20 protein-coding genes are annotated in these 16,331 nt (G+C 63.8%); 6 read left to right on the forward strand and 14 right to left on the reverse strand.

The annotated features are described in order from the left end of the window. Positions 1–329: 329 nt before the first annotated feature. Positions 330–767 (forward strand): N-acetyltransferase family protein, encoded by a 438-nt coding sequence (locus ABTV68_RS11805; RefSeq protein ID WP_433673874.1) that lies wholly within the window; start codon positions 330–332, stop codon positions 765–767. Between the two features lies 1 nt (position 768). Here ABTV68_RS11805 and ABTV68_RS11810 read toward each other — a convergent pair whose 3' ends face one another. From ABTV68_RS11810 to ABTV68_RS11825, 4 genes are read right to left on the reverse strand one after another with little or no spacing between them, the layout of a single operon-like run. Then, positions 769–1,662 carry a RusA family crossover junction endodeoxyribonuclease gene (locus tag ABTV68_RS11810; protein WP_433673875.1) on the reverse strand — a complete coding sequence of 298 codons (894 nt, stop codon included), beginning with the start codon at positions 1,660–1,662 and terminating at the stop codon, positions 769–771. Continuing rightward, positions 1,659–2,156 carry a hypothetical protein gene (locus ABTV68_RS11815; RefSeq protein ID WP_433673876.1) on the reverse strand — a complete coding sequence of 166 codons (498 nt, stop codon included), beginning with the start codon at positions 2,154–2,156 and terminating at the stop codon, positions 1,659–1,661. Before ABTV68_RS11815 ends, ABTV68_RS11810 begins: the two co-directional genes overlap by 4 nt. Before the next feature lie 26 nt (positions 2,157–2,182). Further along, positions 2,183–2,599 carry a hypothetical protein gene (locus tag ABTV68_RS11820; protein WP_433673877.1) on the reverse strand — a complete coding sequence of 139 codons (417 nt, stop codon included), beginning with the start codon at positions 2,597–2,599 and terminating at the stop codon, positions 2,183–2,185. After that, complete coding sequence (locus tag ABTV68_RS11825) at positions 2,599–2,856, reverse strand: hypothetical protein (RefSeq protein WP_433673878.1); 258 nt, start codon at positions 2,854–2,856, stop codon at positions 2,599–2,601. Before ABTV68_RS11825 ends, ABTV68_RS11820 begins: the two co-directional genes overlap by 1 nt. Before the next feature lie 293 nt (positions 2,857–3,149). On the opposite strand from ABTV68_RS11825, the gene ABTV68_RS11830 reads away from it, so the two are divergent. The 3 genes from ABTV68_RS11830 (at position 3,150) to ABTV68_RS11840 (ending at position 5,902) form a co-directional block, all read left to right on the forward strand. Next, positions 3,150–4,076, forward strand: a complete 927-nt coding sequence (locus tag ABTV68_RS11830; RefSeq protein ID WP_433673879.1) for a hypothetical protein — start codon at positions 3,150–3,152, stop codon at positions 4,074–4,076. A 70-nt stretch (positions 4,077–4,146) separates the two neighbouring features. Next, the gene (locus ABTV68_RS11835) at positions 4,147–4,440 is read left to right on the forward strand and encodes a hypothetical protein (RefSeq protein ID WP_433673880.1); all 294 of its coding nucleotides are present in this window, start codon (positions 4,147–4,149) and stop codon (positions 4,438–4,440) included. A 1,069-nt stretch (positions 4,441–5,509) separates the two neighbouring features. Next, positions 5,510–5,902 carry a hypothetical protein gene (locus ABTV68_RS11840; protein WP_433673881.1) on the forward strand — a complete coding sequence of 131 codons (393 nt, stop codon included), beginning with the start codon at positions 5,510–5,512 and terminating at the stop codon, positions 5,900–5,902. 38 nt (positions 5,903–5,940) lie between these two features. Here ABTV68_RS11840 and ABTV68_RS11845 read toward each other — a convergent pair whose 3' ends face one another. From ABTV68_RS11845 to ABTV68_RS11890, 10 genes are all read right to left on the reverse strand, one after another. Next, complete coding sequence (locus ABTV68_RS11845; protein WP_433673882.1) at positions 5,941–6,336, reverse strand: hypothetical protein; 396 nt, start codon at positions 6,334–6,336, stop codon at positions 5,941–5,943. 2 nt (positions 6,337–6,338) lie between these two features. After that, positions 6,339–6,704 carry a hypothetical protein gene (locus tag ABTV68_RS11850; RefSeq protein ID WP_433673883.1) on the reverse strand — a complete coding sequence of 122 codons (366 nt, stop codon included), beginning with the start codon at positions 6,702–6,704 and terminating at the stop codon, positions 6,339–6,341. After that, positions 6,701–7,207 (reverse strand): hypothetical protein, encoded by a 507-nt coding sequence (locus ABTV68_RS11855; protein ID WP_433673884.1) that lies wholly within the window; start codon positions 7,205–7,207, stop codon positions 6,701–6,703. The genes ABTV68_RS11850 and ABTV68_RS11855 overlap by 4 nt, the downstream gene beginning before the upstream one ends. A 689-nt stretch (positions 7,208–7,896) precedes the next feature. Then, entirely contained in the window at positions 7,897–8,418 is a 522-nt protein-coding gene (locus ABTV68_RS11860; protein ID WP_433673885.1) for a hypothetical protein, read from the reverse strand. A 69-nt stretch (positions 8,419–8,487) separates the two neighbouring features. Beyond that, positions 8,488–8,892: a hypothetical protein gene (locus ABTV68_RS11865; protein ID WP_433673886.1), complete on the reverse strand. Its 405-nt coding sequence runs from the start codon at positions 8,890–8,892 to the stop codon at positions 8,488–8,490. A gap of 89 nt (positions 8,893–8,981) precedes the next feature. Next, entirely contained in the window at positions 8,982–9,542 is a 561-nt protein-coding gene (locus tag ABTV68_RS11870; protein WP_433673887.1) for a hypothetical protein, read from the reverse strand. Between the two features lie 108 nt (positions 9,543–9,650). Beyond that, positions 9,651–12,779: a hypothetical protein gene (locus ABTV68_RS11875; protein WP_433673888.1), complete on the reverse strand. Its 3,129-nt coding sequence runs from the start codon at positions 12,777–12,779 to the stop codon at positions 9,651–9,653. Further along, positions 12,776–13,120: a hypothetical protein gene (locus ABTV68_RS11880; protein WP_433673889.1), complete on the reverse strand. Its 345-nt coding sequence runs from the start codon at positions 13,118–13,120 to the stop codon at positions 12,776–12,778. The genes ABTV68_RS11875 and ABTV68_RS11880 overlap by 4 nt, the downstream gene beginning before the upstream one ends. A 111-nt stretch (positions 13,121–13,231) precedes the next feature. Further along, entirely contained in the window at positions 13,232–13,522 is a 291-nt protein-coding gene (locus ABTV68_RS11885) for a hypothetical protein (protein WP_433673890.1), read from the reverse strand. Between the two features lie 97 nt (positions 13,523–13,619). Continuing rightward, entirely contained in the window at positions 13,620–14,621 is a 1,002-nt protein-coding gene (locus tag ABTV68_RS11890) for a hypothetical protein (protein WP_433673891.1), read from the reverse strand. Between the two features lie 141 nt (positions 14,622–14,762). Here ABTV68_RS11890 and ABTV68_RS11895 point away from each other — a divergent pair, with 141 nt between their 5' ends. Both ABTV68_RS11895 and ABTV68_RS11900 read left to right on the forward strand, forming a co-directional pair. Continuing rightward, complete coding sequence (locus tag ABTV68_RS11895; RefSeq protein WP_433673892.1) at positions 14,763–15,695, forward strand: hypothetical protein; 933 nt, start codon at positions 14,763–14,765, stop codon at positions 15,693–15,695. 221 nt (positions 15,696–15,916) lie between these two features. Next, positions 15,917–16,330, forward strand: a complete 414-nt coding sequence (locus ABTV68_RS11900; RefSeq protein ID WP_433673893.1) for a hypothetical protein — start codon at positions 15,917–15,919, stop codon at positions 16,328–16,330. Position 16,331 lies beyond the last annotated feature (1 nt).

Below are 16,331 nucleotides of genomic sequence, written 5' to 3' on the forward strand. Positions count from 1 at the left end.
TCCCGGTCGACGCGCACGGCTTCGGGTGCACTGAAGTGACCTGCAGCTGGCCAGGCACGCTTCGCAGCTGGAGCGGAGTCACGATCAGCTGGTACGGCGACAATGAACCTCCGTTTGCTCAGATCACTGAGCTGCTCACCGCCCGTGGCTATGAAGTCAGCGAGCCGGACCCCCGCAACCTCATGACGGGACGCCCGAGCATCTCGGCGTGGTTCTCCGGCGCTGACCTTGCTCACGCTGCCGAGTAGGCATGGCCGGCGCGTCTATGGTCTGCTTGACCAGTGCGCATCGAACGTCTCCGACCTTCTGACCGCCCCCAGCTTGTCGCAATGCTCGGGCGCGCAGACGACCTCGACGCGGTGGCGCGGGGCTGGTACCGGGTACCGCACCGGCCGTACGTGGACCTACTGGCCTGGGAGGGCGACGACATCGTCGGGGTGATAACTGGCACCTTCGGGAACGACTTTCGCGACAACAGGGCATTCGACTCCCTCGACCTTCCGGCTGGGCAGCATGCGTTTCTGACGCGCCTGTATGTCGACAAAGCTGCTCGCGGCGACGGGATTGGCGGCAGGCTGGTGCGAGCGTTCGCGGAGGAGGCGGAAGGTCACCAATGCACATTCATCGCAGGCGAGCTCGACATGTCGTCCGATCCGCGCGATCGGACCGCGTTCTTTGCCGCGCACGGGTTCACGATCACAGACGCGGACCTGTTCGGAGCCACGCCCAGAGCCGTCATCGCTGCAGTGGAACAGCAACGGGGCTGACCTACCTGATCGCGTCAGCGAGAAGCACGGAGACGCCCACGCCAGGTCCGCGGGTCGCGATGTCGCTCACCGTCGATTGCAGAGCCGTGTCCGGGCGTCCGGTCACCGATGACAAGCGGGTCACGCCCCCTTCGATGACGAGAGTGACCGCCGGGCCCGCCGCACTCTCGCGCTTGTCGACGATCGCAAGCACCCTGCGTGCGACTTGCATGGCTTGACCGTCTGTCGCGCCTGCCGAGACGGTGAACACCTGACCGAACCCGCTGTCCGCTTCGAACAGGGGAGTGTGAACTGCGAAGTCGACAATCGGCTGAGGGAGAGTAGGAACGGGGAACCGAGTGGACACGGCCAGATCGAGCGGCTGATCCGCCCAGGTCTCGTCCTCAGTCAGAGCGAAGACGCTGATCACAGCGCCCGCGCCGGGAAGCTCCCACGGGTGCCCGAGGGCCGGGTCTTGAACGACGTACCTCTTCCTGGTGGTGATGTCGGTGACCAGTGCATCATCGCGGTAAACCCCCGCCGTCTTCAGCGCATCTCCAGTGGCGCGGACGAGCTTGTCAAGGTCTGGCGACGTGATCGGGAGTGTGCGGCGGGTTCGTGGCTGAGACTTCGGTCGCGGCAAAAAGAACTCGATCACGATGTGCACGGGGCCGGTCAGTGCCCGCCAGCTCCCATGGCCGTCCATCGCGTCAACGGCGGCTACAGCAACGTCCTGCCGCCAGGGTTTCACCAGCTTCGATGACTCGACGAGGATGGCATGGCCAGCGCGGCTGAATCCCTTGAAGTCCTTCGAGCCCTGGGGGCCGGGGATGCCGCGAACGGCGAAGCGCAGGTCCGGTTCACGTGTGCGGTCCACCGCTGTGGTGGCCGTAGTGACGGTATCCAGGGCGGTCACGCGACTCCCCCGACCACGTCATTCATCTGGCTCCAGCCATGGGAGCAGCGTGGGCACCGCACGCGTAGCGCCGGTCCATGCCATCGGCGTACCAGGAACTTCTCTTCGCACACGGGGCACTCGAGCTCGGTGCGGCCGAAGCTCGGGTTGGTGGTCGGCGCCGGCGCCAGAGGAGTGCTCGGGTCGATGCGGATCACGTTCGGCAGCGCGAGCGGCATGATGACCACGTCGATGTTGTCGTCGACGTCAGCGGGCTCGGCGTCCGGCTCGCCAATACAGGACGAGCACAGGTCGCGCGACTCGTTCACCCACGAGCAGCCGCCGAAGCACGCATCATCGTCCGTGCATCCGCATCGCCGGCAGACGTCGATGGACTCGACCGCAACGTCCACCTGGTGATCGCGGCTCATCTGAACCGCGAACTCATCCAGTCGAGTCTTCACATCCTCAGGGATGTCGGCGCGGTAGGTGATGACGACTGAGATGGTGCTCATGGACTCCACATGCGCGGCATCTGACGTCAAGAGCGCGGGGTTCCGGCACCGACTGTCAGCTCGGTAGCGGCGAGGAGTCGTACCCATTCCTGCCGATCGGCGTCACTCCCAACCCGACCTGCGTCGACGGCGTCCTTGACGTCGCGCCGTATCACTTCCCGAGTTCCCTCAGTGAGATTCGGCCATGCCGCGATCACGTTCGTAACGATGACGTGCACGATGTAGCTGGAGCGACCGAGCCCGTACCGTACGGCGCTGCTGAGGATCACCGGGTCGACTGCGATGTCGCTGGGGTTGGTCGATGTCTGGAAGTCGTAGCCGGTGCGTTCGCGGTCGTACGCCGCGCCCCGCAGGCAGGTCGCCACGTGCAGCTCCTGGCCGTTCGGGAGACGGCGCAGGACGAAGCATCGGTGGTTGCAGAACTGGCAGTATGCGCCGGCCATCAGCGATCCTCGCTCTCGGTTGCGTCGGCCTCACGGTCGTGCGACTGTGCGTCCGTCATAGCCATGGGTGGCGCGAGACCGGGTTGCTCGTCGGCTGCCCGCTCGGGGTCGACGACCGGGACATCTTCTTCCAGCCGGTGCCCCTCGCAGACCCAGATCCGCCTCCCCAGGGCTGTGTCGACGAGTGTGGCGTTCTCGTCGTCGCATCGGCCGTTCCGCGTGCCGTCCAGGATGATCTCGCAGCGCATGGCGGTCACCGAGAACCAGCGCGAACGTCAGCGTCTGCACGGCCCCGCCAGAGGACTGCGAGTCGCCCGATGCCGCGTCTGGGTGTGGCCTTGTGCCGACGTGCGGCTCTGCCTTCGGTCTGCACGGCGTCCGTCGGGAGCGGGATGAATGTGCTCCGACGCAGGGGGATGTTGCTGGTCATGATCAGCACATGCGCGGCCGATAGCTCTGAGCTGCCCGCTGGAGCCGTCTTTCAGTGCTCGGCGCCACGAGATTGCCGCAGGGGTGGTGAAGTAGACGACAAGATCATGAGGAGATCGAAGTGAGCGAGATCAAGCGGCGGACGTTCCTGAACGGGCCCGGCGAGCAGCTGCTCCTGACCAGTGACCCGATGGAGTACATCACCCGCTTCGACGCGTTCGTGGACGCATCCGGGCTGCCACCGGAGAAGGTGCTTGCCACTCCCCTGTCCGCAATCCCGTTGCCCGTCGCCTCGAAGGGTGCCTTCGGCATGCCGGAGCGCTGGGCCAGCGCTGATCCGTCGTTCATGTGGCACCCGCTGATGTGGCTTCCTCCGCACCTCGCGCTCCGATACCGGTACCGAGTCATCGATGAGGACCACGGCGGCACGGTCGAGGACACAGACATCGAGTCGGACGCGATGTGGGCAATCCGGGTCGCGCTCGAGCTGGTCCACTCCGGGCTCTACAACCCGGACGACGGCACCTGGCTGGACGTCCTCGCCTACCATGGCCTCGACGCGGACAACCCCGTCGACCAGGCAAGGGTCGAGATGTGGCTCGCCGGCGGCGCGGACATCACCCTCGACCAGATCGATCTAACCTCGATCGTGGCCGTCCCCGAGGATCAGGAATGGGCTCTGCGCGCCGCCGCTGACCTCGTGGAGGTCCTGGTTCCCGCTCAGTGGTCGATGATCGCTGCAGGCATCGTCGAGACGGTTGAGTCGCAGCTGGAGGCGAACGGGCGCTCGGAGGAGACTCTTCGAGCTCTTCTGAACATCATGGGTCAGGTCGCCGCCCAGGCGCTGCATGACGTTCCCGCCGATCCGGACACCGGCATCGACTACGTCGACCTGATCGGCGTGCTCACCGAGGAGTCGCAGACCCGCGGTTCGGATCCGGACTACCTGATGAACACGTTTCTGGAGGCGATCGCCGAGGTCGCTGCCGACTACCTCCCGTCCCTGCAGGCGCTGAGCGACCAGCAGACGCTCGCTCTGGACGCTTGAACTCACCCCGTCCCGCGCGTCGATTCCAGGGTGGACCAGGGATTGTCGGACCCGGGTCGTAGAATCTGATGTGAGCCGGGGCGTCTCGGCGGATTGGATGCGGGGCGAATCGATGGTGTCGAAGACGACGATCCTCACCCGTCATGACGTGACCGTCGACGGCAGCGATTGGTGCGCGTCGATGATGCTCGACGACACCGGATCCGGACACGTCATGTTCTCCACCGCGGCGGGGCCGTCCTTCAGCATGGACGTCTCCAAGATGTCGCCCATGATGGAGCTCCTCGCTGAGTGCGAAGCGATCCGTGTCAGCATGAGCAACGGCCCCGAGCTGTCGCCCACCGCGTTTGTCGACCAACCGTGACCGCGCAGGAGCGTCAGCAGGCTGCCAGCGCTTATCGGGATTTGCTTCTGCAGATCGAGACCTGCACTCGATCACTTCACGAGCCGCGGGCATCTTGGCTACGGCCAATCTCGCGTGTCCGCCAGCGTCGTGCGCTTGGCCAGCTCGCTGATGCTCAGGCTGCTGCTTCTCACCTTGAACGAGTGATGGTCGGTCTCGGCGTCGGTGCCGGCGAACAGTGGGGCCTTCTGAGCGTACTTCCCCCTCTCCCACAGGCCAGCAATATGCCGCGGCCTCCGCGCAACGTCGAGGAGGTCCTCCAAAGTGGGCTATACGAACAGGCGGGAACGCTTGTGTCCATCCTGGCTCGCGCACGTGCACACACGGAGCTCGGCACAGGCGCAAGCGACCTTGCGCACGCTGAAGCAGAGGTTGGAGCTCTCGTGGGTCGGATTCGCGGGCTTCGCGACTTCCTACCCGTGCACGCCCGCCCTCCGATCACCACCGCAAACGAGCTTCATCGGAGTACGAGCCTTCTGACATTTGAGGTCGACGAGAACAACGACACCCGGGGCATTCCGTACCGCTTCATCAGGCTGAGCGGCATTGTCTCTCGTGCCCGTGGCTATGGCGTGGGTACCGCAGCGTTGCAGGAACTCTGCGCCTACGCAGACAGGAAGCGGCTTCTCATCACTGCCACCTTCGGTCCAGGGTTCGACTTCGACGACAAGGATGCTGTCCGGCTCGCCCACTGGTACCACCGGCATGGCTTCCGTCAGGGCAACCGGCGACCTGACGAATGGGGTGATCGAGATGAGATGCGGCGGGAACCATCCCCAGTTGAGGGGTGTCCGGCGCAACCGATCGCCACGCACCATAGTCAGGTGCGTGGCGATCAGGACAATTCTACGTAGCCACGTCAGCATCAGTGGACCCCTCGCGGAGCGTGGGATTCGCTTGCGAGCCTCTGCAAAGTGTCGGACCGCGACCTACTTGCTCGTAACGTTGTGTGAACCGACGTCGCAGACCTAGGGGCCTTTCGCGACGTGGGGCGCATCACTATCGTGGATTTGGAAGGGCAGGTGTTGAGATGAAGAAAGCGCACGCAGTCGCTGCACTGGGGGTAATCATCGCCGTGGCTTTGACGGGATGCACGGCTGAAGACCAGTTCGGTCAGGCGGAGAAGGCTGAGTTGCCGTCCTTTGTGACAGTGAAGGATGCCGCACCGCTGGAGGGCTCTGTCCGGCACCTTGGCCGGGATGAATCTGGCGTCGACTATTACGTCGGGAAGTGGTCTTCAGAGAACGGCGATGAAAGCTGCTTCGTCGCCGTAAACGGGGAAGATTTCGCGAGCGCCTGCGGCAATCAGATGCCACTTGCTGTAAGTCTTCAGGGAGCCAACGCGACTCTTTCACCCACGCGCATTGGCGACGTCGAGACAGGAGCCGAAGCGGTCGGCCCATACGTAACCGTCCGGCGGTAATAGCCGCCGGACGGTCATTCGTAGGTTGGCACCTGTGGCTACTGCCATCTGGAGTAGCACTGCGCAGTTGCGGCGTTTCCTCCGTTCCCACCGTAGATTTCCTGCCACCAGCACGACGCCCATGTGTTCACCGTCGCGCTGTGCGACAGCGAGACACCCATTCCGTTCGCTTGAGCTTGGAAGTGCGCTCCGGCCGCGGTGTCGTTGGCGACGTATGACGTTCCGTACGCCAGCCCCATCCCTGTGGCGAGGACGATGTTCATGTCGCCTCCAACTTCGGTACGCCAAGAGCTCTCGGACGCGACTGAGTTCGGCGGGATTGGACCGTCCAAGAACTTGTTCGTCGAGTAGGCGAATGCTGGAGCCGCCGCCGCGGTTGCGATGAGGAAGGCAGCAGCCGTTGCGGCCGCGATCTTTCCTATTGACTTCTTCATGATCAGTCCCACCAACTGCAGACGGTCCATGCATTGTCAGCAGCGGCGTCCTCCCACGGCGTGTAGAAGCACCTGGAGTCGATGGTCACTGAGGAGTGCCACACCTCTGCGCCAGTACCGTTCCCGGTCGCGGACGCGTACACGCCATATTGAGTCACCGACTGTGCGTAGGTGACCATCTGGATACCGATGTTGCCTCCGATCTTGACTCCTGAATGGGTGACGGTGCCGCTGTACTTCGGCTGGTACGTGTCAGACAGGCCATCCCAGAAGGTGTGCCCCGAGGCGAGCGCCGCGAGGGGAGCCGTGCAGATCACCGCGACAACGCTCGCGGCAGCGATTCCCGCCGCCGCCGTCGCGAGCTTCATTTCGGCACCTCGGTCGTGAACGCATCGGGGAACACCTGAAGAGTGAATTCCCCATCGCCCGACGAGAGCACGCGATCGAGCGCTGCGGCCCGCCGGTCCGCAGACGCGTATGGATCCCCGACGTACAGGTTGGCCGCGACCGCGCTGACCGGGGCCTCCACGGCGGCTCCGTCCGGTACGAGATACGCTTCGCTCAGCCCTTCCGGGCCATAGAGACGCAGGCCAGTCCCGTGAGCGAGGAACATTGTTGCAGTGGTGCAGGAAACTCCCGCCACCCACTCCTTGTCTCCGATCTGGGCGAGAAGGCAGAGATCCCCCTTCTCGTTGAGGCCCGCCCAGTAGGAGGCGTTGCCATCGCTTGCGACGAACCTCACGCTGTCGAGGTTCAGGCCATCTTGTGACTCCAAGATGGTTGCGGGCAACGCGTCCTGCTCTGACGCAGGGGCCGTGAGCAAACCCATCTTGTAGTCGCTTGCCTGTGCAGGGCTTTCTGCGCTCGCCATGGCAACTCCGCCAATGAGCGCGCCTCCGACTCCGAGTCCGAGGGCCGTGAGAACCACCCGCTTACGCATGCGGTGAGTCCCCCTGGCGTCGGAATTTTCATTTGACATGATTCCTCCGTTCAGACCCACAACTCTGTGGGGCTGATGAATATACGCTCGGCCCCCAAATCCTCAAGAGCCGGTCCGCTCCGCTTTTCATTGCTCAGCGCAACGTGAGAACGAAGTTCAGGCCGTCAGCCCGCAGAGTTCGCAGGAGAACCTCTAGGGTTCTGGATACGTCCGTGAACAATGCGTGAGGACATTCTCACAACATGCACCATGCATTATGTGCTCTACACAGAAGCGATTGTGGCTATTGCGCAATGTGACTGCCACTCGAGAGGTGAATTTCGCTTGGAGCCCCTTTGAGCGCACCTGTAGTGGGTACGCGACGCCTTGACGGTGACTGTCGACGTGTGACTAGGCCATGAATCTCATGTGAGGGACCATCAACCAGGGGAGCCCGAACGAGGTCGATTCTCATTCCGGTACCCCGAAGCCACAAGCGAAGTGCAGGTACCGAGGATCATGATCTCTCAGGAGCTTGCTGGGCGGAGAGGTGTCCGGAGCCTCGCCAAAGCCCAGCGCGCGTCACTCTGTTCCCTCCGCACTGTCCTGCCGTTCGTTAGGTGCTGCGTCTCATAGGACGCTCACTGCGGTGAGGGGAACTGCCGGGACGCCGCGGTCACCAGCGCCGAACGAAAGGCGACGTTCAGTGGATCGCGGGCATCGAACCAAGGGAGTGAGTCGAGCTCCTCGACATTCGCTACGTACATCTGATGCCAGTCCTTGCCGAGAAGCGGGACCGATTCCGGGGTCACGTAGTCGAGCACGTCGCTCTTGATGGGAACGAGTCGGGTGCCGAAGTGAGGCATCGTGCCCCAGAGGCGATGGCGACCGCTGGTCAGTGGCTCGAACCAGGGGTCGAACCGAACAGGCTCCGCGATCCCGAACCACCCCGATACGATTTCTTGCTCCGTGCTCGTCAGGTCGCCAGGGTAACCGTCGACGGTCACGAAGCCCTGCCCCGGATAGCCTTCGTCCGTGTCCCAGTTCCCTGCCGCGAGGGCATCGCCGACACGAGCCACTATGTCGGCGATGAGCGCCCAACGTTGATCGTCATGGTCCGGATGCCGGACATGACCATCCTCGACGTCAGGGTCCGCCGGCACCCACGCACGAACATGCGCCGCCGTCGTTCGCCACCTGAATCGCGGGCCTGAGACCTGGATCTCCATCTTCTAGAGCACCGTTGAAGTTGGCGCGTCGAGGGCGCAGTCGTCCGCTTTGCTGACAAACACGTGGCTCTCATAAGCCTTGCCATCGAACTTGAATTGCAGCGTCACATCGTAGGCGTCTGCTTTTCGGTCACCGCTCGGGCTCGACCAAGCGACGTCTTCTGAGCCGACAACGGTGATGGATTCTCGCGGGACTTCAACGGCTGTTGTGCTGAGGAAGTTGTTCTGCGCGCCATCGCAGAAGAGGGTCTTCCAGCCGTCCGAGTCGTGCGCCGCATCAGCTTGGAACGCTCGGATGGCAAGGTCTTCATGCTCAGCTGAAGATGCGCAACCAGCCAGCGCAGCGACTACCGACGCGCTGACGAGCACTCCCGCCGCCACTCTTGCGACTTTGATGAACTTGGTCATGTCGATACCCCTCTGTTCCCCAGTACATGCGCGGTGCGCACGCGTTTTGCGACACCAGGCTAATGGGACTCAGGCGGCTGCTGTGAACCTCAAGGTCCCGCTTGTTCTTCGAGGGCCTGAGCGACACGGTTCATCGCATCGACGGCGGCGAGGTCCGAGTCGGTGAGCGCACGCTCCAGCCACTCGCGCGTCGAGTTGCTCTCAACGACCTGCACGATCGTGAAGTCGCTCCCCTGTGTCTTGTACTCCAGGACCTCGCGTTCCTCGTCCTCGGTCGGGAGTGTGCCAGAGTACGCCCAGATCTGGTGTGCTCGGAGTACGTTGCGGAGACGGTGCTGGTCGATGACCCGGACGGGCCGTTTCGCATCGGCCTCGCGTCGCACCTTGTTGACGAAGATTCGTGCTTCTCGCTCGCTGTTGATGGGGTTCTCGCGCGCGCCGGCAACGATCTTCGGGTCGTTGCCGTAGACGTCGTAGGCGGCGCGCACTTCCTCGTTGATCTGGTCTTCACGCCACTTCCGGTAGGCGTGATCAGCGTTGGACAGGATGCGGTCAGAGATCGGGGCGGACTCGAAGAAGTCAATGAGTTCTTGAGCGGATCCGAAGCTGCGTGGCGGGAACGCAAAGCTCCCAGTAGCGCTCTCAGTCAACAGCCCCTCCGAGGGTGCGGAATTGGCCCGAGAGGCGAACCGCCCACCTTCCGGGGCCCCGCCCGGCAGGCGAGGCTGTTGCGACTGTACCAGCGACATGAGGTCCTCCTAGGTGATCGATCGCGTCGGCGGCGGACTCGGGCGTCGCCGGCTGGGCTGGACCTTCGCGCCCTCGGTGGCCGCACCGATGGCCTTGGCATCCTTCTCTCGCTGGACGGCCATCGCGGCTCGATATTGCTCGATGACGGCTGCATTCTTCGCGGAGCGCGTAGCAAGGACCTCAGCCCCCTTCGCTGCGACGCGCACGGACTTGACTCCGTGACGCGCGACGACCGCAGTAACCTTGGCAACTCGCGAGTCGGCGACCGTCTTCGCGGTGCTGCGCAGATTGTCTGCCGCAAGTGCCCCGTTCAGACGTGCGGAGATGACAGTCGGGCTGTTCCACACCTCATCCGCCCGCCGGGTAACGCCTTCCCTCACCCGCTCCGTCCGGGCTTCGACACCCAGCCGCGCGCGAGCAGCGACCGCAGCAGGTGCATCAACAACCGCGGCGATACGTCGGACAGCAGACGTGGCACGCTTCGCCTGACTCTGCCGAATCTCGTGCACGGCCTGGGTCACGCGCGCCGCCTTCTCGCGGTCCTCATCAGTCACGGCATTCGCCTGCAGCTTCCGCGCCTGACGCACCCGGTGCCGGTAATCCTCACGACTCCGAAGCTCCCGCGCGATCGGCGACGAGGCGATCTTGTCCTGCGTCTGCTTCGCGAGCTCACGCGTTCGCTCGACGGCGCGGTCGCGCACATGACCGCCGAGCTCACGAAGGTTGTTCCGCAGGTCGCCGGGCGCGGCCTCTCCGGTCGTCTCCTGATGCCATGCCCGCGCCTCGGCGAGCTCCTTCTTTCGGGTCTCTGCTGCCTTCCGCTTGATCTCGAAAGGCTTGAGCTTGTCGGTCGCTGCGTCGGCCTCAGCGTCGCGAGCTCGGGTACTCGAGCCTGCGTTCATGGCGCTCCGGCGCGTCTGAGCGAGCGTCTGTCCGAATCGACCTCCGGTCGCCTTGTACAGCGCTGCGCTTCCTGCCCGCTTGCTCTGAGCCTTCGCAGCGTCACCAGCCTTGTTGCCCAGAGTACGGGCACGATTGGTGAGCGCGGCACCGACGCCCGCGCCGACACCGCCGGCGGCCGCGGCGCCCAGCGTGCCGGAGGCGCTGGCCTTCGACCATGCACGAACGCCGCTGACGGTCACGGGGGACGGCATGCGGAACACCTTTGTGAACATGAGGTGCACCAGGATGAGGGCAGTGATCGGGGCGAATCCTGCCCAGAGCATTCCGAACAGGGACCCTGGGCCGAACATGCCGTTGCCGAGGCCGATCAGGATGCGCGAGAAGATCACGATGAATGTCATGATCGCCGTCATCATGGACGCGAACACTGTGACGCCGAGGAACTTGTTGAACGACTTCACGATCCGTTCCTTGAACGGGTTCCGGCTGAACAGAGCACCGAGCAGAACGAACCAGATCGCGAACGTGAACATCGAGTTGAACAGCTTCGCAATGACAGTAACCACGTCGAGGGAGCCGAACGCCAGGAACTGCATGAACGAGCTCACGGCGTACGCGCCGGTCGCGGTTGCCCCGCCAGTTGCGTTCACCCCGGTCAACGCGTACAGAAAGTCACGAACCTGATCACGGCCCGCACCCTCGATGTTCTTCGTCCGGTCGTCAATCCATCCAGCCTCACCGCTGATGTCGAAGATGTTGGGGATGTTCTGCTCAGCCCCGTCAACTGAGACCGCGTTCCACCACGCCTTGCAGTTCTCGTCCGCGTTCCCCGCGTCCATCGTTGCTTCGGGTGCGCCACCAATGCCGTTCACGCCTCCCTGGAAGCCGACCCACCCGTCCGTCCACTTCCACCGGATCTGCGCATCCACCACCTCGGTAGGAGTGCACGCCGCCCAAGCCACGTACGTGGCAGCGGTGTTGTTCGGGGTGTTCGGGGCGAACGGCGCATTCTCCCCGACGTGCGTGCTGAACACGGGCTGCATCCAGCCAGTGCCTGCGCCGCCGCCGGTGAGGTATGCGGACCAGAACGGGGTTGAGGCGGTCGATCGTTCTTCGAGGATGCGGCAGTAGACGTTCTCACCGAAGGGGTTGTTGAACCCGGTCTGGATCTTCTTCCACGTCTCCAAACCTGTCGACTCTGACAGCTGGTCCATCACCGTGGTGATCGCGACCAGTCCGCCGCTGCCGGCGTTCGTCGCGGATTCCTGCTGCTCCGTCAGGCGTGTGTTCATCGCCACCTGGAAGTTGGCGCAGGAGAGGTTGTTGCCTGCCTTCTCATTCTCGGTCGCCCCGATCGTCTGGATGCCGTCGACGAAGAGGCTCGCCGGCACGTTCGCGATCGACCCGACGGTGTCGTTGACGGACTTGACCACCCAGCCGGGGCTGAGAATGACGGGGTGGTACCCCTTCTCGTCTGTCGTTCCTCCGCCGCTGAGCGCGGCGTTCGCCATAGCGAACAGCATCGCGAACACAAGGACGAGGGCGGTCAGGCGCCTGGCCATGACAACGGCTCCGCCGTTGCGTGCGGACTGCCACATGATGATGAGTACGAGAACCAGCATCAGCCCCGTGATCAACGCGGAGCCGACCGCTCCCCCGCTACCGTCCATCGTGAACAGCGCGCGCACAATCTGGCCGGTGATGTCGTCGATGCTGGCGCCGAGAGTGTCGATGGCGCTGAAGGACACAGCCCACTGGGTGAAGTTCGACGTGGCGTTGCTGAAGAAGTTGCCCACTGACATCGCCAGGGACTGGTTCAGTCCGCGCTGTGCCTGGTCGATCAGCTGCGTGCCAACGAACCCGTCGTACTTAGTGAAGAAACTCGTCGTCGCATCTCCCCACCGGTTGATCGACCGGTACTGCGAGTCGTAGATGCTTTTCTCCGCGTCTTCCTTGTTCGGCGGGGTGTCGAAGTCGATGCGTGTCGGGGCGTGCTGGGCTTGCGCGAGCAGCAGTGGGGACGGTGCCGCGGCGTATGTGAAGCTCGATGGCGAGGTCACCGGCGCTTGGATGGCCGCCGGAGTCGTGGTGCCGGCGGCCGCCGTCTGAGCGATAGCTGGCGTGGCCGATGCACCCGCGAGCACAAGCAGCCCAGCGAGCAGGCTGACTGCGACCAGCAGCAGACGCAGCGGAGTCCGCCGGTGACGACCAGATGTCGATCGTGCCGTGTTCACTCGAGCAGCTCCTTCGCGTGGACGCCACGGCGTCGCCGACTGGTTTCTGGCACCACAGGTGCGCTCGATTCAGGGCGGGCAGGGATCACGACCATCTGGTGCATCACCAGCTCCGGCGTCACGATGGGGTTCCCCGATGCATACAGCACGCCGATTTTGGCCTTCTTTCGGTCGAGGATCGCCTGGTAGTTCTTGAGCTTCAGGCCTGACCGCTGTCGGGTGTCCCACAGGACGATGCCGGCGCCGACGAACAAGGCCGGCATGGCGAGCGCGAAGGGACCGAGGATCAGGGTCGCCAGCAGCGTCGGGAAAGCCGACGCCAGGAGCGACATGATCACCACGATGAACGTGTACCGGCGGACCTCGAATGTGAACACGACAGTCCGCCGGTCCTCGTTCCTCCGAGCACCAGTCAGGTGGGTGAGGCTGTAGACGTGCGGCATGGCGCTGCGTCAGGCGATGAGGCCAGTGCCCCACGTGATGAGCCCCACAACGATGATGACGAGCGCCTGAAGCAGCAGCAGCACAGCGGGGACGAGAATCTGAGGTCCCATGAGGGCCGCACCGATGATCGTCATCGTCCACGGGAAGTCCTTCATGCTGATCCCGCTGCCCTTGCGACCCTTGATGGCCCAGATGGCCAGGAACACGATGACGATCGCCACGCCGATGACCGACATTGCGAGCAGCACACCGGGCGGAAATGCCGTGAACAGCCGGTTCCATGCGCCTACGAAGTCCATGTGGTCTCTCCCTCTTCCACTCACCCACCACCCCTGCGGCGGGTTCTCGCTCTAGTCGGTGATTTCCACCGATGGGTCTCTCAGTCGCACCGCCGACTCAGCGACGCGACGCCGCCTTCAGCGCCTCACCCCAGAGGTGGTCAGCAAAGCCGGGGTGGTCATCGAGCACCTCGGCGACCTTCTCCCGGGCGGCGTCATCCAGCTCGCCGTAGGGTGCGAACAGCGCGTCTTCCTGCGCATCGGTCGTGAGCCCGTCAAGCCACTTCTGAGTGAGCGCGTGTGCCCCGCCAGCGGCGTCGACCAGCTTCCGGTGCTCGCGAGCGGCGTTGCCGCTGACGCTTCGCGGCACGACCTGGGGTGCACCGTTGCGGATCGACACGATCTTCCAGACGTCGCGACGAACATCGAGCTTGCGGGCGTTGCCGTTCTCCACCTCGTGGAGCGCCATCGCTGCTGCATCCTCCTGGTCGTCGAAGCCGAGGGGCTCCGCTGCGACGAGCGTGTCTGCGAGTGTTTCCCCGCCGTCCTCGCTCGAGATGTCGATCGGGACGCGCTTGTACTCGACGTGGAAGTCCTCGCGCGGGCGGCGCTGCGGCGCGAACGCCGTCAGGCGGATCTCGTTCGCAGCGGCCACTCGCTCGTCACTGGTCATCTTCCGGCCGCTCTGAGCGATGAACTCCGCCTCTGCCTCCTGCAGCATCCGACGGGCACGGAAGTCCTCATGACGCAGCCCGTCGAAACCGCCGAGCGTGTAGTCGCGCTTCGCGATCGTGCGGGTGATCAGCATCAGCAGCTTCGGGTCCTTCACCAGGTCGCGCGGCGTGACGTCTTCCTTCTGGCGCGTCTGTGGGTTGGTGCGACTCTTCCGCTTGAGGAGATCGACCCACGCGTCCTGGGCGACGTCCTCGGCGTTGCTCGCATCGATGCGGAAGCCTCGGACCACCGCCTTCGCCGTGCGGGTGATGATGCCGTTGGATTCCAGGACCTCTTCCCTGGTGAGAGTGCCGGCGGGAGCCGAGTTCAACTTCTCGCTGAACTGGCCCGCGCCGACGACGCCGCTGTCCTTGTGCAGGTTGCCGTGAATGTCGCTCGTGGTCATACGCACATGAGGGCGGCTGCGACCTCCGCGTGTGCACAGGTGCCTAGGTAACCTGCAGAGCCGCAGCGATCGTGAAGACCTTCATCGCCACCGCATGTCACACAGTGGCGGACGCTGACACCTAGTCGATACCGTCAGGCCATGAAGAAGCCCGATGAGAAGAAGAACAAGAAGTTGCGTCTCTCGCCGTCATGGAACCGATTTGTGACGTTGGATTCTCGGGTGCTCCATGCCGTTCGATCAGCCGATATGAAACAGGCGCGGGAGGTCCGGTCAGTGCGACCCCCAGAAAACGAGGCGGCGCTTCAAGCAGCGCTGGGGTCGTACAAGTGGCACATCGCCCTCCGAAACATCGGATACCACTTGGTGGTGTCGGCCATATTTAGCGTGCTGCTATCGCTGGCGTTCGAGGTCGCATCCACGTCGGAGGATTTCTCCAATGCGACCTTCAGGATGTCCGTCAAGGCGCCCGTGCCGTACCTGATGCTATTCGCGATCTTCGCGGCGATCTCCGGGGTTGGGCTCTATCTGATCGTGGCTCGTGTGGATCCTGCCACCACCTTTTCGCGTCATGTCCGCGAACTCGAACGTGTGAGCAGACCGGACACTAACGGGTTGAACCGCGCGAGCACCACCCTCATCATGCAGGTTTCTGGAAAGGCGGCTCGTGCGCTCTTTCGATTGCTTACCCAGCGGACGATCAATGTAGGCGTGCGGCCCGATTTTGCCGATGAGATCGCTCGCATCAGCGAGAGCATCTTGCTGGCGACGCCGGCCGGCCCGGGCGCGAGTTACAGGGGGCAGGAGGCAGAGATCGACGAATACGTCAGATTCCTTCGAGAAGTGGTCGCGCTCGTCGTGCTCGATCGCATGGACTTGCTGCCCTATCTGCGCACCGAGAAGCGCACGAAGGTGTTGTTGGCCCCTGACGCCACCGAGTCACGTGCTCTGCGCGAGTATCTGCAGCCGTTCCACGGCGATACGAGCCTTCGAGTGCTCCGCCAAGACGTCCTTCCACTTCTGACGCTGGCGATCGCCCTCGCGGCGCTCATCGTGAGCCTCGCGAAGCCATGAAAGGCACACGGCGACAGCTGCTTCTTCGGACGAATTTTGGTCGCATCATCGATGACGGCGACCACCATCTCCCGCGGCAAGGAGGAAGACATCCTCTTTGGATAAGACCTGGACGGCACGCACGGCCGAAGTTATTCACAGGCCAAGAACGACGGTGAGTCACCATTGCTAGTCTCCAAACCCCCGGCCGCCAGGGCGGCGGCCGGGACCAAGGAGGAATGATGGAAACCAACATCGTTGCAGAGTCAGCGCAACTCACCACAGCGCAGAGGGAGGTGGGGAAGGCAGAGCTGCTGAAGTTCTTCCAGCTCGTCGACCCCGCTACCATCGACCAGTTCAAGATGTTCAGTGGAGCTGTCGACGCTGTCTGGCACGACCTGCTCCATGAGCCGGCCGAGTACGAGAAGTTCCTCAGCGAGGGGTCGATCGACACGGCGATGGGGCATGCCCCTGGTGACGGCTACGGGATCATCCAGTGGGTCGGTGCCTACCACGAGAAGTTCGGCCAGCTCGACCCCATCTGGTTCACGGCCGCAGACGGTACGGTCGACGAAGCCAGCTACCAGGCGTACCTGTCGACGAACGTCGTGGTCACCGCCTGGGACTGCGGCCCAATCCTTCCCAAGATGGCGTGAC

Origin of the sequence: Microbacterium gorillae, assembly GCF_050990725.1 — a bacterium.
GTDB classification, from domain to species: domain Bacteria; phylum Actinomycetota; class Actinomycetes; order Actinomycetales; family Microbacteriaceae; genus Microbacterium; species Microbacterium gorillae_A.

Bases quoted from the DNA above. Each gene is read 5' to 3' on its own strand.
- ABTV68_RS11805 (WP_433673874.1), top strand. From the start codon at position 330: ATGCTCGGGCGCGCAGACGACCTCGACGCGGTGGCGCGGGGCTGGTAC.
- ABTV68_RS11815 (WP_433673876.1), bottom strand. From the start codon at position 2,156: ATGAGCACCATCTCAGTCGTCATCACCTACCGCGCCGACATCCCTGAG.
- ABTV68_RS11820 (WP_433673877.1), bottom strand. From the start codon at position 2,599: ATGGCCGGCGCATACTGCCAGTTCTGCAACCACCGATGCTTCGTCCTG.
- ABTV68_RS11840 (WP_433673881.1), top strand. From the start codon at position 5,510: ATGAAGAAAGCGCACGCAGTCGCTGCACTGGGGGTAATCATCGCCGTG.
- ABTV68_RS11845 (WP_433673882.1), bottom strand. From the start codon at position 6,336: ATGAAGAAGTCAATAGGAAAGATCGCGGCCGCAACGGCTGCTGCCTTC.
- ABTV68_RS11850 (WP_433673883.1), bottom strand. From the start codon at position 6,704: ATGAAGCTCGCGACGGCGGCGGCGGGAATCGCTGCCGCGAGCGTTGTC.
- ABTV68_RS11855 (WP_433673884.1), bottom strand. From the start codon at position 7,207: ATGGCGAGCGCAGAAAGCCCTGCACAGGCAAGCGACTACAAGATGGGT.
- ABTV68_RS11865 (WP_433673886.1), bottom strand. From the start codon at position 8,892: ATGACCAAGTTCATCAAAGTCGCAAGAGTGGCGGCGGGAGTGCTCGTC.
- ABTV68_RS11885 (WP_433673890.1), bottom strand. From the start codon at position 13,522: ATGGACTTCGTAGGCGCATGGAACCGGCTGTTCACGGCATTTCCGCCC.
- ABTV68_RS11890 (WP_433673891.1), bottom strand. From the start codon at position 14,621: ATGACCACGAGCGACATTCACGGCAACCTGCACAAGGACAGCGGCGTC.
- ABTV68_RS11895 (WP_433673892.1), top strand. From the start codon at position 14,763: ATGAAGAAGCCCGATGAGAAGAAGAACAAGAAGTTGCGTCTCTCGCCG.
- ABTV68_RS11900 (WP_433673893.1), top strand. From the start codon at position 15,917: ATGGAAACCAACATCGTTGCAGAGTCAGCGCAACTCACCACAGCGCAG.